This is a genomic window from Flavobacterium sp., assembly GCF_036782315.1.
Taxonomy (GTDB): Bacteria; Bacteroidota; Bacteroidia; order Flavobacteriales; family Flavobacteriaceae; genus Flavobacterium.
The window spans coordinates 101,389-115,097 of sequence record NZ_DAIPZK010000005.1; the positions used below are offsets into that span (position 1 = coordinate 101,389).

Sequence of the window (13,709 nt, forward strand, 5' to 3'; positions counted from 1 at the left end):
ATAAAAAATACTTTTTTATCCTTTTTTTGTAAAAAAAGTGGTCCATAAAATACTTGCGAAAAGCATTATGGCAATTCCAAACAAGACCTCATTAATAAAAGGGATTAATGTGTAACTAAAAGACGCAACACCTTGAATTCCTAAAACAACTTCATTCAATACAACTCCAATACTAAATAAGACTAATCCTAAAATGGTTTTCTTATTTACCGAAATAAAATCATTCACATAAATGTAAAACAACAGAAAAAGCGAAATAATAGCTAACAAAATCAAATGCAAATAAGCAATTATTATAGGTCTAAAACCAAATGCTAATTTACTGATTGCAGGAACGGTGGAACCCAATTGTAATAGGAACTTCGCACTCAAAGCAAAACTGATAAATAAAATCAGATATTTTAAATAATTTGGAAGATTTACGAAGATGAATTTGTTTTCTCTAAAAATAGTTTTAAATAATAAACACCAAACAACTACTTGAACAATTGCCGAAATAGCAGTTAAAATATAAATCAGTAGCGGTAAATCTAACCAAAGAGTTGATAGAAAATACCCTGCAATGCACGACCAAAATAACCAAATAAACGATTGCGAATAAATGCGATTTGAGTTTGATATTACTTTTAAATAATCCAACAACAATCCCATACAAGCAAAGAAAAACCAACCATTGTATTGAAAATGCAAATAATAATAAATGGAAGCTAAATATTCATTCTGATGGATGTTTTTAGTTGCCATCATATAAGCTAAAGCAAAAGTTCCTAAAGATGAAATCACATTAAAAAATAATGCTGCTTTGAACCATTTTGTTGCTACAAAAGAAGTTTCAATTTGTTTGCAATCTTTAAAGAAAACATAAGCAAACCAATAAGATACAAAAATTGAAAGGGTTGAAAAAGTAATCGAAATCGCTCCATAGCCTTGCATAATAAAGGAAATCAGCATTACATAAGAGCAAATTAAATTCCCAATTAAAATAAGATTATATTTCTTAAATGCGATTTTATTGAATGTATCGTGTTTTTGTAAAAAAGCTATGAGTAAAGTTATCAAAGTATGCGTAACCCAACCTGCGAAAGCAAAATGAGAATGCGAGTGTTGTAAACTTTTTTGATCGAGAAGTGGAAATTCAAACAGAATTTTATAACGCATTATAAGTCCTAATAATGCAACAAGCATCAGATTAAAAATCGAAAATCGAATCCAAAAAGTTGTTTTAAAAGACATCAGTAATATAATTTGTGATTAATAATTTCCACTTTATTCGTTTTGCTCATTTTTGAAAGTTCTCGAATCACCGTTTCTACACGTAAACCTGTAAAGTTGGCAATTTCTTGTCTTGTAAATGCTACCAATTCTTTTTTAGGACAATCGGGGTTTTTGTGCGCATTTAAAAAAGCTAAAATTCGAAACTCTGGTTTTTGGTTTACTATGTCTTTAGTAGTTCTGGCTTTGGTGTGAATTCGAGTGGCCATTAAATTTAAGAATTGCTTTTGAATAAAGGGATATTCCTCTAAAATCTTTAAAAACTTCTCCTTCGAAATTTTTATTATTTTAGAATCTTTAAAAGCTACTGCGGTAGAAGGATACACTTCATCAATAAACAAAGGAGGTTCACCAAAACTTTGACCATTCTTAAAATAACCTTGGGTAAATTCTTTTCCTTCATCATTGGAATTGTACATTCTTATGCAACCATCAATAATTTGATAATAAAAATTCGCCGATTCCTCTTCATGAAAAATAATTTCATTTTTCTTGTACTCCTTGGCAATAGCGCCCCAAGTAAATAATAAATCTAAATCAATCTGCATAAAGTAGTTGTGTTGAAGGCTTTAATTCTTTTAGATAAAGCACAAATTAATTTCAATAAAAGTAAAAAAAATATGACTGAAATCATACTAAACCCTAATTTATTTGCTGTAAATTTGTCCCATGAAACAATTACTAATCATATTAACTTTGCTAATGTTCCTTAAGCCAATACTTCCGGTTTTAGAGTATGTTGTGAATTATGATTACATTGTAACCAATCTTTGTGAAAACAAATCCAAACCCGAATTAAAATGTAACGGTAAGTGTCACTTGGCAAAACAATTGGCAAAAGCTTCAGAAAGTAATTCTGAAAATTCTTCTGATAAGAAAATATCTTTCGAACAAACTGAAATTGTATTTTTTCAGGAAATTCAACCTATAGAAATTAGACAAATTTATTTCTTACATAAAACTTCTAATGGTAACAATTATTCTAATCTATACTTTCACTTGAATGATTGTGCCTTTTTTCATCCACCTACAGTTATTTCTTAGTTAAATATTGGTTTTTGTTAGTTCATTTTCTGAATTAACCCCCTCAACTTATATCATAATTTCTCTGAAAAATTACATTTCAGATGCAATTACAATCACTTTAATTAAAAAATAAAATGAAAACTTCAATAAAATATATTGTAGCATTATTTGCTATGACCTTAATTTTCGTGTCTTGTTCAAACGATAATGAAACTGCTGTAAATGAATTAGACGGAATTACTAAATTTAAAGAAATCACTAACGATACACACACAATTGAATTGTATTCTCATATGGGAAGTTTAGAACAAGGATACAACGAAATTAGCCTAAGAATCAAAGAAAACGGAACCAACAATTATATCAAAAATGCAGAAGTGAGTTGGACGCCATTTATGCACATGACTTCAATGACACACTCTTGCCCTTATTCAATAGTGGAAAAAGTAACTGAAAACGGTACTTTATATGAAGGTTACATTATGTTCCAAATGGCGCAGAACACTACAGAATATTGGGATTTAAAGATTGATTACACAATTAACGGTGTGGATTATACTGCTACAGATGTAATCGATGTGCTCGCTTCTGCAAAACGAAAAGTAAACACCTTTATGGGTTCGGATGGTACAAAATACTTAGTAGCTTTAATTGAACCAAATACTCCAAAAGTAGCCATCAACGATATGAAAGTTGGCGTTTGGAAAATGCAAAACATGATGACGTTCCCAGTTGTGGATGGTTATACTGTGAAAATCGACCCAAGAATGCCAAGTATGGGAAATCATTCTTCACCAAATAATGTTCATGCAACACAAGCTTTAGTTGGCGGATTTTATAATGGTAAATTATCGTTAACCATGACAGGTTATTGGAAAATCAACTTACAATTAGCTAACGCCGAAGGAACAATCTTAAAAGGAGAAGAAATCACAGAAACAGTTACCGCTAGTAGTATTTTCTTCGAAATCGAATTTTAATTTTTACTCTAAAAAAGGTCGTTATGGCTTTATTAATGACCTTTTTTAAAATCTTTATATCATGAAAAAATTAGTTGTATTTTTTCTGTCACTTTCGTTTTGTTTTACTTTTAGTCAAGAAATAGATTCTCTCAAAACTAAAGAGCTTAAAGAAGTTTTGGTAGTAGGAACAAAAGCAGCTTTGCACGAAAAACAAACCAAAGCACTCGCTACTTTAGACGAATTTTTACAAAAATCAACCAAAGTAGATTTAATCAAAAGAGGTGCTTATGCTTGGGAACCTATCATCAATGGAATGGCGACCGAACGAACCGTTGTTACCATCGACGGAATGCGAATCTTTGGCGCTTGTACCGATAAAATGGATCCGGTAACTTCTTATGTTGAAGTATCAAATTTGTCTGAAGCTACCATTTCTTCTGGGCAACAAGGAAGTTGTCATGGAAATACGATTGGTGGTTCGATTGATTTAAAAAGAAGCCAACGCCAATTTACTAATGCAGGTTGGGAATTCTTTGTCAACTCAGGATATGAAACGAATAATCAGCAAAAAATCATAGGCTCAGCCATCAATTATGCGGATAGTTTATTTTATGTAGATACCGATGTGATGTTCCGCGATGCCGAAAATTACAAAGCAGGAAATGATAAAGAAATTCAGTTTTCACAGTTCAGAAAACTCAATCTTTCCGCAACTTCGGATTATCGATTGGCTCCTAATAAGAACATTGAAGCTTCAGTAATTTTTGATAGAGCTACCGATGTCGGTTATCCTGCATTACCTATGGATGTTTCTTTGGCGGAAGCTTTAATTACTTCGGTAAAATTCAATTACAAACCTAATTTAGAACAAATCGATAATTGGGAAACCAAACTCTATTTCAATACAATTACGCACACCATGGACGATACGAAACGCCCGGACGTTCCTATTCACATGGACATGCCAGGTTGGAGTGATACCTTTGGTTTTTATTCAAAAATCAATGGAAAATATAAAAAACATCAATTTTTGGCCGATTTGAATTCGTTTTACAATCGTTCTGTTGCCGAAATGACGATGTATCCTTCCGATCCAAACGAAAACTTAATGTTTATGTACACTTGGCCAGATGTTCGTACCTTGTACACTGGAATTTATTTGGAAGATAATTTCGAAATCAATTGCCATTCTAATTTGAAATTCACTACTAATTTAGGGTTTCATAATAACAATATTGAAAGTGATTTCGGTTTACAAAGTTTACAGATTTTCTATCCTGAAATGAAAGCCTCGAATTCTCGATTCCTAAAAAGTATTTCAACCAATTATTTCTACAACAAAGATGGAATTTCGTATGGATTCGGAATGGGATATGGCGAACGCGCTCCGTCAGTTTCAGAAGGGTATGGTTTTTATTTATTCAACAGTTTTGACGGATTTGATTACATTGGGAACCCAAACTTGAAAAACGAAAAATCATTAGAAGGAAATGCCAATATTGGTTTCAAAAATGCGAAATGGCAAGCGAAGTTATCAGCATCGTATTTTCACATTTACGATTATATCATCGGAATTCCTGATGCTACGGTATCGCCTATGACTATTGGGGCTAATGGAATTAAAGTTTATACCGCTTTAGATTATGCGACTATTTTATCTTCCGATTTTACGGTAAGTTATCAATTATCTGATTTTTGGATTTGGAAAGGACAATTAGTAAATAACTTTGGAAAAGACAATGAGAGTAATGGATTACCTTTCATGAGTCCGTTTAATTACATGACTTCTGTCAGATTTAAACCAGGAAAATTCAGTTCGGAATTACAACTAAAAGGAAATGCTACACAAACTGAGTACAACGCTTTTTATGGTGAAGACAAAACACCTAATTATGCAATTGTAAATGCTAATTTAGGTTATAAATTTACTTTTGAAAAATCAAAAATGATCCTAAATACAGGTGTTGAAAACATGTTCGATGCCAACTACACCACTTATACCGATTGGAATAACCTCCCAAGAATGGGACGAAATATCTTTGTAAATTTGATGTTTCAGTTTTAAAATTCTACTGTTTAGAAGAATTGGTTTTATAGCGATTTCAAGAAAGTTTCTCCTGATTTAATTCCTAAAGCTAATTCTTCTAAATTAGTGGTTTCTAGCATATGCGCTAATTCATCACGAATACTTTTGAATTTATCATGCACAGGACAAGGATGTGTTTCAGAACATTGTGATAATCCTAATCCACAACCATGAAAAACCGCGTCTCCATCAATAGCATCAACGATTTCAACTAAGAAAGTCTTTTTAATTCTCTTTTTCGGAATATAAAACCCACCATTTACGCCTTTTACCGATTCGATAATCCCTGCTTTTACTAGTATTTGTAAAATTTTAGCTGTAAAAGCTTGTGGCGAATCGATTTCTTTAGCGATATCGACAAAACCTACCTTTTTTTCTTCTAAAGAATGTTTGGCAATAAATATAGTAGCTTTTATAGCATAATTGCATGATTTTGAAAACATAAGCAATGATAAATTTGAAAGAATTAAAGGCCAAATATACAATGGAATTATGATATTTTACCTGATTTTTATCATCGTATTTTTAGTATAAACTTATTCATCAATTTTCAATTCATTTTTCTTCCAGGATTGAATAAAAATGTAAATAAAAAAACTCGCCATACTGAACATCAAAATCGTGCCTAGAATGATGAAAATTAAAACCCAATTTCCACTGGAACTACTCATTTTACTGAAGCTTTCAGAAGTCAATCCTCCTTGCCAAAATGCTCGTTGAATACCCATTCCAATTAAGGAAATTAGAAAAAGTAATAGGGTAATTTGTACTATCCAAAATGCAATGCTTCCATACAATCGCCATTTTGCTGAGTTAAAAGTTGGTTTGATAAAATAAAAAACACCTGCCAAAATAATCATAGTGTTAATCCCAATGGTTGTTCCCATAGCATGCGCCACCGTGATATGCGTTCCATGCGTGTATAAGTTGATGGCTGGAATCGACATGAATAGTGCAAGTGTTAAGTTTATAGTGACCCAATAATCAGATGCCATTAAAAATCGATAAGGGAAAAAGTAGTAAAACTGTTTGTTTTCTTTGATTTGTTGACTCCATTTGTAAAAAATACGAATCAAAATAATCCATTCGGACATGCTTACTGCGTAGGCAATGTAATGAATGTATTTTTCAGTTGGAAGTAGGTAAATATGGTGTCCCCAATTGAACATCAAGTTAAACATTCCAAGAAAATACATCGCAAAAGATAGTTTTTGATAGGACAATTTTTCATCGCCACTAATTTTTTCCATCAAATAAAAAGCAACACCATAAATAATTTGATTGATAGCTCCCACGAGCGAACCATTTACTTTCCACTGAATCGTCATATCAGCAATGAAATGTTGTCTGAAATAAGGAAAAATCCACAAATAATTTTCGATGAAAGTGAAAATAAAGAAGATAATTCCAGTGAGCCACATCCAATAATAAACAGGCCATTTAATAGAAAATCCAATTTGATACAGATAAAAAACTAAGAAAACAAGAAAAGAGAGAAAAATAGGTAAAGCCCAAACGGGATTGAATTCCCAATATTCTCTTCCTCCAAAATCACCAGTAAAATAGCTGTAGAAAATTCCAATTAAAGCAATTACCCAAAGTGAAAAATGAATATATTGTAAAAAAGTACTAAATCGGGTGGTTTTCATTTTAGCAATAATCAGTGTGACAAAACCCAATCCAGCAGTTATAATTCCCAAATAAGCGCTACTCACATGAAGTGGACGAAGCGATAAAAATCCCATAACACCCGATTTGGGTTGGGTAATGCGATAACTTTCGGAAGCTAAATGTCCAAAAAATAAACCTAAAACAAACAACACAAGGGCGATTCTGATGAGCCAAATTCCAAAATTCTTCATTTTTTTTCTAAACTAAAAGTTCCTATTATTTCAGGTTGGTAATCTTGCGGATTTGATGTTCCTGTGGCATCTACATTTTTCAAAAAGTGTAAAAGTGCTTTCATTTCGTAATCTGAAATTTTAAAAGCAGGCATTTGTTTTACTCCCGATTTTATGATGCCTTTTATATACGCTTCGTTGTTGGAAGTTCTCGAATACACATTCGTTAAATCCGGACCCAAATAACCGCCTAAACCATACAATTGATGACATGTATGACAGTTGTTTTTCTGCCAAACCAATCGACCTTCAGCTACTAAATGAAGTTCTTTTTCAGAATAGGGCGTTGGGCTAAAAAGCGGAATGGCATAAATCCAAATGCTAAACGCTAGAAAACAAACGAAAAGCACCAAAAAAATGCGTTTTGGATGGGCAAATAGATGTAGCATTACGAAATAGTTTTTTCTTTTTTAACCGATTTTACGCGGTATCTTTTTGGTAAACAATCATTTAAAATAATTTCTGCGGTTTGAATTAAATTATAAGTTTCGCATAAAAACGGATGCGAATCATAATTTTTGAACTTCATTTTGAAGCGTTTGCTCATCTCGGTGACCATTTCATATACTTTTTCAGTATTTTTCCTAGAAGTGTACAAAGCATCGTATTTCATGAAATGTTGCAGTTGGTTTTTGAATTGCAACACTTGGTCGTGATGAATGTTTTTATAGCGAATGGGCGTAATTTCAGATTTATTCAATTTAATCGCATCTATTGAGGAAATCAAATGATTCGCTAAATCATGCGCATAAACAATCGCTTCTAATAATGAGTTGGAAGCTAAACGATTGGCACCATGAAGTCCTGTGTGCGAACATTCTCCAATGGCGAACAATTGTTTGATAGAAGTAGCTCCCGTTTCATCCACGACAATTCCGCCACATTGATAATGTGCTGCCGGAGTTATCGGAATTAAATCTTTCGAAACATCAATGCCATTTTCAAAACAATAGTTGTAAACCTTTGGAAATTTCATTTTAAACTTTTCTATAGGCAAATGTCTAACATCGAGCCAAACGTGTTGCGAATGTTCCTTTTTAATTTGATCTGAAATGGCTTTTGAAACGATATCTCGAGTTGCTAATTCGCCATCAGGATGATATTGAAAAACAAAACGTTCCATTTTATGATTTAAAATATGAGCTCCAAATCCTCGAATGGCTTCGGTAATTAAGAACGCCTGACTTTTATTAGGTTCATAAAGTGCTGTAGGATGAAACTGAATGTATTTCATTTTTTCCAATTTAGCGCCCGCTCGATAGGCCATCGCCACACCATCACCCGTAGAAACAAACGGATTTGAAGTCACACTAAACACTTGTCCAGAACCGCCAGTAGCTAAAACAGTTGCTTTTGCTAAGATGGAAGTCACTTCGCTTTTTTCATCAAATCCAATAATTCCGATGCATTTTTGATTGGCTAGTAAAACATCTGTGGCAAAAAAGGAAGTTCTGATGGTAACATTTGCTAAATTTTGAATGACTTGAATCAACTTGGTTTCGATTTCTAATCCTGTTTTGTCTTTGTGATGTACAATGCGATTTTGAGAGTGACCGCCTTCTAAACCTAAATCCAATTCGCCTAAATAATTCTTATCTAATTCCACGCCCCATTGTATCAATTCTTGTAATCGGGCAGGAGCTTCTGTAATTACGTGTTCGACTACTTTTTTATCGCAAATGCCTTTTCCAGCAAGTAAAGTGTCTTGAATATGTTGTTGGTAACTGTCTTTGATGAAGTCGTGTACTACGGCAATTCCACCTTGAGCATAATACGTATTGCACTCGTCAATGGAAGTTTTGCTAAGTAAGGTAATTTGTAGATTCGGATTTTGCTCGCTGAGATATTTTGCTAGTGATAATCCCGCTAATCCTGTGCCTACTATGAGTATCTCGGTTTCTAAATTTTGCATGATCTTTTAGTTTAGCGCTAACATTCTTTGAATAGGAAGTAAAGCTTTTTCGATGATATCGTTGTCCAAATGCACTTCCGGACTTTCATCTTTTAAACATTGATAGAGTTTTTCTAAGGTGTTGACTTTCATAAACGCACACTCGCTGCACGCACAAGTATTGTCTTCTTTTGAAGGCGCTGGAATTAATGTTTTGGTTGGATTATCCAATTGCATTTGGTGTAAAATTCCCGCCTCTGTGGCTACGATAAAAGTGTCGTTTGAACTGTTTTTTACATGATTCAACATACCTGAAGTCGAACCAATGTAATGTGCTACTTTCAAAATATGCGTTTCCGATTCTGGATGTGCAATGATGGTAGCGGTAGGATGTTTTTTATATAAATCGATTAATTTTTCTAAAGAAAAGGCTTCATGAACAATGCAAGAACCTTCCCATAAAACCATATCACGACCTGTTTCAGAAATTAAGTATTTGCCTAAATTTTTATCAGGAGCAAACACAATAGGTTGGTCTTCCTGAATAGATGCGATTACTTTTTTAGCATTGGAAGAAGTACAAACTATGTCGGTTAAAGTTTTCACTTCGGCTGTGCAATTGATGTAGGTTACAACGGTATGATTTGGATAATTTTTAAGAAATGCTTTGAATTCATCGGGTGGACAACCATCGGCAAGTGAACAACCTGCTTTTACATCAGGAACGATTACTTTTTTATTAGGATTGACAATTTTAGCCGTTTCTGCCATGAAATAAACGCCAGCAAAAACGATAATATCCGCATCAATTTGCGATGCTTTTCTAGATAATTCTAAACTATCACCCACAAAATCAGCAATTTCTTGAATGGCTTCTTCCTGATAATAGTGCGTTAGAATTACCGCATTTTTTCTTTTTTTCAATTCAAGAATTTTCTCTTTTAAATCCGATGTTGTTTTCATTAGAGGATATTTTTATCTTTTATTTAATCAAATTTTTTAAAGCTTAAGGAAAGTATCTCCCGTATTGAATTCACTAATCAAATCCAAAAGAGAGGTTTCTTTCAGTGTTTTCTTTAAATTTTCACGTAATGGCTTATACTTATGATGAAAAGGACACGGTTGTTTGTCGGAACAATCATGAAGTCCTAAACTGCATCGGTCAAATAAATCATTTCCGTCGATAGCTTTTACGAGCTGTTCTAGCTTAATGTTTTTCAATTGTACCTTTTCGATTTCAAATCCACCGCCATTTCCTTTAATTGATTTTATGATGTCGGCTTTTACCAAACGTTGTAAAATCTTAGCGGTAAAAGGTTCTGGCGATTCAATTTTTCTAGCAATGTCTCGAATACCGCTACGCTTGCCAGCAGACGATTCTGAGGCAATGTAAATGGTAGCTCGTATGGCATATTCGCAGGTTTTTGAAAACATAGATAAAATTTACACAAAGTTAGGTATTTTAAATCATCGAAATATGATTTTAGTCATATTCTGATGAATATCCTTTTCTGAAATTGATTGCGAACTGGGTAGTGACGCAATCGTGTTTTGATAATTTCTAAAATTTTGAATGTAATAGTTTTTATTGTAACCTAATTCTAATAAAACGTTTTGCATTGCAACAATATCTTCTGGATTCAATAATGAAGAATGATAAGTAGTTCGAACTTCAAACGGAATGGAACTCGCTTGAAGCAAATCAAAACAACTTATAAATTGAGCATAAAAATCAGCTTTTGTAATCGCAAAGAATTTCTCTTTCGGACCTTTAAAATCCAATGCTACATAATCGATGAGCTGTTCTTCAATTAGTTTTTCTAATACTTTGGGGTGACTTCCGTTGGTGTCTACTTTGATTAAAAATCCTAAACTTTTGACTAGTTTTATGAATGGGATAATGACTTTATGTATCAAACATTCTCCACCGCTAAACACCACGGCATCCAACAAATTTCTTCTGGATTTTAAAAACGAAACGATTTCGGAAAAGTAAAAAGAGCCTTTTCCGAAAACTATTTCGGGATTGTAACAATAATCGCATTTCATGTTACACCCTGCAAACCATAAGATACAAGCCGATTTATCGGGATAATCTAATAGGGTGAAGGGTGTAAAACTATGAATGGCTTTTTTGTTTAGAAAATCAAGATTTACATTCTCTAAAATGGGTTCGTTGTTTGTGTTCACCTTTTTTTCCAATATTAAAACTTTCTACGGGTCTGTGATAGCCCATTACTCGTGTATAAACCAAACATTTGGTTCTTTTTTCATTATTTTGAAGCAAAGCTTCAATGGTTTGTGTTTGCATAAGATTTTGTTTTTAAGGTTGCTAATAATTCTTCATCGCATTTAGGACAATATTCGTGTTCGCCATTCAAATAACCATGTTTCGGACAAACGCTGAAAACGGGTGTCACCGTGATATATGGTAATTTGAAATTCGTAATTACTTTTTTAATAAAATTACGACACGCTTCTACCGAACTCAATTTTTCGTTCATGTACAAGTGTAAAACTGTTCCTCCGGTGTACTGACATTGTAAATTGTCTTGTAATAACAGAGCTTCAAACGGGTCTTCAGTATAATCAACTGGTAATTGTGAACTGTTTGTATAGTAAATATTTTCGCCTTCTCCCGCTTGAATAATATCAGAATATCGTTTTTTATCTTCTTTAGCAAAGCGATATGTAGTTCCTTCTGCTGGAGTTGCTTCTAAGTTGTATAAATTGCCTGTGTCTTCTTGATAGGCTCTCATTTTGGTTCGGATGTGTTCCAAAATTTCGTTTGCGAATGCCATTCCGTAATCCGAAACGATGTCTTCTTTTCCATCAGTGAAATTTTGAATCATTTCGTTAATTCCGTTTACACCAATTGTAGAAAAGTGATTTCTGAAATGTGGCAAATAACGCTTGGTATATGGAAACAATCCTCTATCATACATTTCCTGAATGAAAACACGTTTTTTCTCTAAAGTTGCTTTCGAAATTTCTAGCAAACGATCTAAATCGGAATATAATTTCGCTTTATTGCCTTTGTTCAAATAACCCAATCGCGCCATATTAATAGTTACCACACCGATACTTCCCGTCATTTCCGCACTTCCAAATAAACCATTTCCTCTTTTTAATAATTCGCGTAAATCGAGTTGGAGGCGACAGCACATGCTTCGTACGGCATTGGGTTTGTAGGCATTTGGATTTTCAATTTTGTTTCCGTTTTCATCATAAGTGTATTGACTTCCGATAAAATTCTGGAAGTAAGACGAACCAATTTTTGCTGTATTTTCAAAAAGAATATCGGTGTTTTCTCCATACCAATCAAATTCTTCGGTAATGTTAACCGTTGGAATAGGGAAGGTGAACGGTTGTCCATGAGCATCTCCTTCGGTCATAACAGTATAATACGCTTTGTTGATGAGATTCATTTCTTTTTGAAAATGTTCGTAACGCATTTCGGTTATGTCTGAAACGCCTCTTTCTTTAGCTCTTTTTATAAAATCTTCTGAAGCGATTCCTTTAAAAAGATGTTGTTCGTTTCGTGTTGGTATTTGCTCTTTCAAATCATCTGGAACCACCCAATCCAATGTAATATTCGTAAACGGAGATTGTCCCCATCGTGCAGGCACATTCAAATTATAAACAAAACTTCGAATTGCTTTTAAAACATCTTCATACGATAAATTATCCTTGAAAATATAAGGAGCCAAATACGTATCAAATGAACTGAAGGCTTGAGCACCTGCCCATTCGCTTTGTAAAATTCCGAGGAAATTCGCCATTTGCCCTAATGCTTCTCTAAAATGATTCGGAGGACGACTTTCTACTCGACCACGAACGCCATTAAAACCTTCATTTAATAAAACTCGTAAACTCCAACCCGCACAATAACCTGTTAAACAATCTAAATCGTGAATGTGAATATCGCCATTTCGGTGCGCATAACCTTCTTCTTTCGAATAGACTTTGTCTAACCAATAATTCGCAATGATTTTTCCAGCGACATTATTAACTAAACCTGCATTGGAATAGGAAGTGTTTGCATTTGCATTGATGCGCCAATCCGTTTGGTTGGTATATTCTTCTATGGTTTGGGTGCTGTCGACATATGTGGTGTCATCATTTAGACCTAAAACGTGTTCACGTTGTAGTTTACGCGTATGACGGAACAACATGAAAGAACGCATCACTTCATAATGCCCATACTCGTAAAGTGTTTTTTCAATTTTATCTTGAATATCTTCAACTGCCCAAGTGTCTTGATGTGACAACAATTGGAACACCGTTTCAATTACTTTTAGGTTTAAAGTTTCACTTACACTGGCAAAAGCTTTTGTAATGGCTTCTTCTATTTTGAAAGGTTCAAATGGTAAATATGTGCCATTTCGTTTGATTACAAATTTGTCCATACTGCGGAATTTTAATTGTGGTATTGAACAAATTTAGATATTAAAAAGACTTTTTAGTCTTGTTTGAATAAATAATAATCAACAAATTATATTTTTTTTTGTTGATAAGTTATTTTAGTAAATCGCATTTTTAATTTTTGAAATCAAAGACATAATAAATTA

Annotated in this window: 14 protein-coding genes; 3 read left to right on the forward strand and 11 right to left on the reverse strand. The window is 33.4% G+C overall.

Going from position 1 to position 13,709, the window contains the following annotated elements; all coding sequences use genetic code 11:
• Positions 1 to 15 precede the first annotated feature (15 nt).
• Positions 16 to 1,233: a hypothetical protein gene (locus V7P59_RS06280; protein ID WP_333809302.1), complete on the reverse strand. Its 1,218-nt coding sequence runs from the start codon at positions 1,231 to 1,233 to the stop codon at positions 16 to 18.
• Positions 1,233 to 1,820 carry a Crp/Fnr family transcriptional regulator gene (locus V7P59_RS06285; RefSeq protein WP_333809303.1) on the reverse strand — a complete coding sequence of 196 codons (588 nt, stop codon included), beginning with the start codon at positions 1,818 to 1,820 and terminating at the stop codon, positions 1,233 to 1,235. Before V7P59_RS06285 ends, V7P59_RS06280 begins: the two co-directional genes overlap by 1 nt.
• 121 nt (positions 1,821 to 1,941) lie before the next feature.
• On the opposite strand from V7P59_RS06285, the gene V7P59_RS06290 reads away from it, so the two are divergent.
• From V7P59_RS06290 to V7P59_RS06300, 3 genes are all read left to right on the forward strand, one after another.
• On the forward strand, positions 1,942 to 2,316 hold the full coding sequence (locus V7P59_RS06290) for a hypothetical protein (protein WP_333809304.1): 375 nt from the start codon (positions 1,942 to 1,944) through the stop codon (positions 2,314 to 2,316).
• 116 nt (positions 2,317 to 2,432) lie between these two features.
• A complete protein-coding gene (locus tag V7P59_RS06295) occupies positions 2,433 to 3,278 on the forward strand; it encodes a hypothetical protein (RefSeq protein WP_333809305.1) in 846 nt (281 codons plus the stop codon).
• A gap of 61 nt (positions 3,279 to 3,339) precedes the next feature.
• Complete coding sequence (locus V7P59_RS06300; protein ID WP_333809306.1) at positions 3,340 to 5,325, forward strand: TonB-dependent receptor plug domain-containing protein; 1,986 nt, start codon at positions 3,340 to 3,342, stop codon at positions 5,323 to 5,325.
• 26 nt (positions 5,326 to 5,351) lie between these two features.
• Here the strand turns inward: V7P59_RS06300 and V7P59_RS06305 are convergent, their stop codons facing one another.
• The 9 genes from V7P59_RS06305 to V7P59_RS06345 all read right to left on the reverse strand — a co-directional run bounded on the left by V7P59_RS06305 (position 5,352) and on the right by V7P59_RS06345 (position 13,547).
• On the reverse strand, positions 5,352 to 5,789 hold the full coding sequence (locus tag V7P59_RS06305; RefSeq protein ID WP_291284343.1) for an RrF2 family transcriptional regulator: 438 nt from the start codon (positions 5,787 to 5,789) through the stop codon (positions 5,352 to 5,354).
• Positions 5,790 to 5,882: 93 nt separating this feature from the next.
• Positions 5,883 to 7,208, reverse strand: coding sequence for a cbb3-type cytochrome c oxidase subunit I (locus V7P59_RS06310; RefSeq protein WP_333809307.1), 1,326 nt, complete (start codon positions 7,206 to 7,208; stop codon positions 5,883 to 5,885).
• Complete coding sequence (locus V7P59_RS06315) at positions 7,205 to 7,636, reverse strand: c-type cytochrome (RefSeq protein WP_333809308.1); 432 nt, start codon at positions 7,634 to 7,636, stop codon at positions 7,205 to 7,207. Before V7P59_RS06315 ends, V7P59_RS06310 begins: the two co-directional genes overlap by 4 nt.
• Entirely contained in the window at positions 7,636 to 9,159 is a 1,524-nt protein-coding gene (gene nadB, locus V7P59_RS06320) for an L-aspartate oxidase (protein WP_333809309.1), read from the reverse strand. The genes V7P59_RS06315 and nadB overlap by 1 nt, the downstream gene beginning before the upstream one ends.
• 6 nt (positions 9,160 to 9,165) lie before the next feature.
• A complete protein-coding gene (nadA, locus tag V7P59_RS06325; protein WP_333809310.1) occupies positions 9,166 to 10,101 on the reverse strand; it encodes a quinolinate synthase NadA in 936 nt (311 codons plus the stop codon).
• Positions 10,102 to 10,137: 36 nt separating this feature from the next.
• Complete coding sequence (locus V7P59_RS06330) at positions 10,138 to 10,572, reverse strand: RrF2 family transcriptional regulator (protein ID WP_333809311.1); 435 nt, start codon at positions 10,570 to 10,572, stop codon at positions 10,138 to 10,140.
• A gap of 33 nt (positions 10,573 to 10,605) precedes the next feature.
• Positions 10,606 to 11,328 carry an anaerobic ribonucleoside-triphosphate reductase activating protein gene (locus tag V7P59_RS06335; protein WP_333809312.1) on the reverse strand — a complete coding sequence of 241 codons (723 nt, stop codon included), beginning with the start codon at positions 11,326 to 11,328 and terminating at the stop codon, positions 10,606 to 10,608.
• The gene (gene nrdD / locus V7P59_RS06340) at positions 11,285 to 11,449 is read right to left on the reverse strand and encodes an anaerobic ribonucleoside-triphosphate reductase (protein ID WP_333809313.1); all 165 of its coding nucleotides are present in this window, start codon (positions 11,447 to 11,449) and stop codon (positions 11,285 to 11,287) included. Before nrdD ends, V7P59_RS06335 begins: the two co-directional genes overlap by 44 nt.
• Entirely contained in the window at positions 11,430 to 13,547 is a 2,118-nt protein-coding gene (locus V7P59_RS06345) for a ribonucleoside triphosphate reductase (protein WP_333809314.1), read from the reverse strand. Before V7P59_RS06345 ends, nrdD begins: the two co-directional genes overlap by 20 nt.
• Positions 13,548 to 13,709: the final 162 nt, after the last annotated feature.

Coding starts and splice junctions, on each gene's coding strand:
- V7P59_RS06280 (WP_333809302.1), bottom strand. CDS start 1,233: ATGTCTTTTAAAACAACTTTTTGGATTCGATTTTCGATTTTTAATCTG.
- V7P59_RS06285 (WP_333809303.1), bottom strand. CDS start 1,820: ATGCAGATTGATTTAGATTTATTATTTACTTGGGGCGCTATTGCCAAG.
- V7P59_RS06290 (WP_333809304.1), top strand. CDS start 1,942: ATGAAACAATTACTAATCATATTAACTTTGCTAATGTTCCTTAAGCCA.
- V7P59_RS06295 (WP_333809305.1), top strand. CDS start 2,433: ATGAAAACTTCAATAAAATATATTGTAGCATTATTTGCTATGACCTTA.
- V7P59_RS06300 (WP_333809306.1), top strand. CDS start 3,340: ATGAAAAAATTAGTTGTATTTTTTCTGTCACTTTCGTTTTGTTTTACT.
- V7P59_RS06305 (WP_291284343.1), bottom strand. CDS start 5,789: ATGTTTTCAAAATCATGCAATTATGCTATAAAAGCTACTATATTTATT.
- V7P59_RS06310 (WP_333809307.1), bottom strand. CDS start 7,208: ATGAAGAATTTTGGAATTTGGCTCATCAGAATCGCCCTTGTGTTGTTT.
- V7P59_RS06315 (WP_333809308.1), bottom strand. CDS start 7,636: ATGCTACATCTATTTGCCCATCCAAAACGCATTTTTTTGGTGCTTTTC.
- nadB (WP_333809309.1), bottom strand. CDS start 9,159: ATGCAAAATTTAGAAACCGAGATACTCATAGTAGGCACAGGATTAGCG.
- nadA (WP_333809310.1), bottom strand. CDS start 10,101: ATGAAAACAACATCGGATTTAAAAGAGAAAATTCTTGAATTGAAAAAA.
- V7P59_RS06330 (WP_333809311.1), bottom strand. CDS start 10,572: ATGTTTTCAAAAACCTGCGAATATGCCATACGAGCTACCATTTACATT.
- nrdD (WP_333809313.1), bottom strand. CDS start 11,449: ATGCAAACACAAACCATTGAAGCTTTGCTTCAAAATAATGAAAAAAGA.
- V7P59_RS06345 (WP_333809314.1), bottom strand. CDS start 13,547: ATGGACAAATTTGTAATCAAACGAAATGGCACATATTTACCATTTGAA.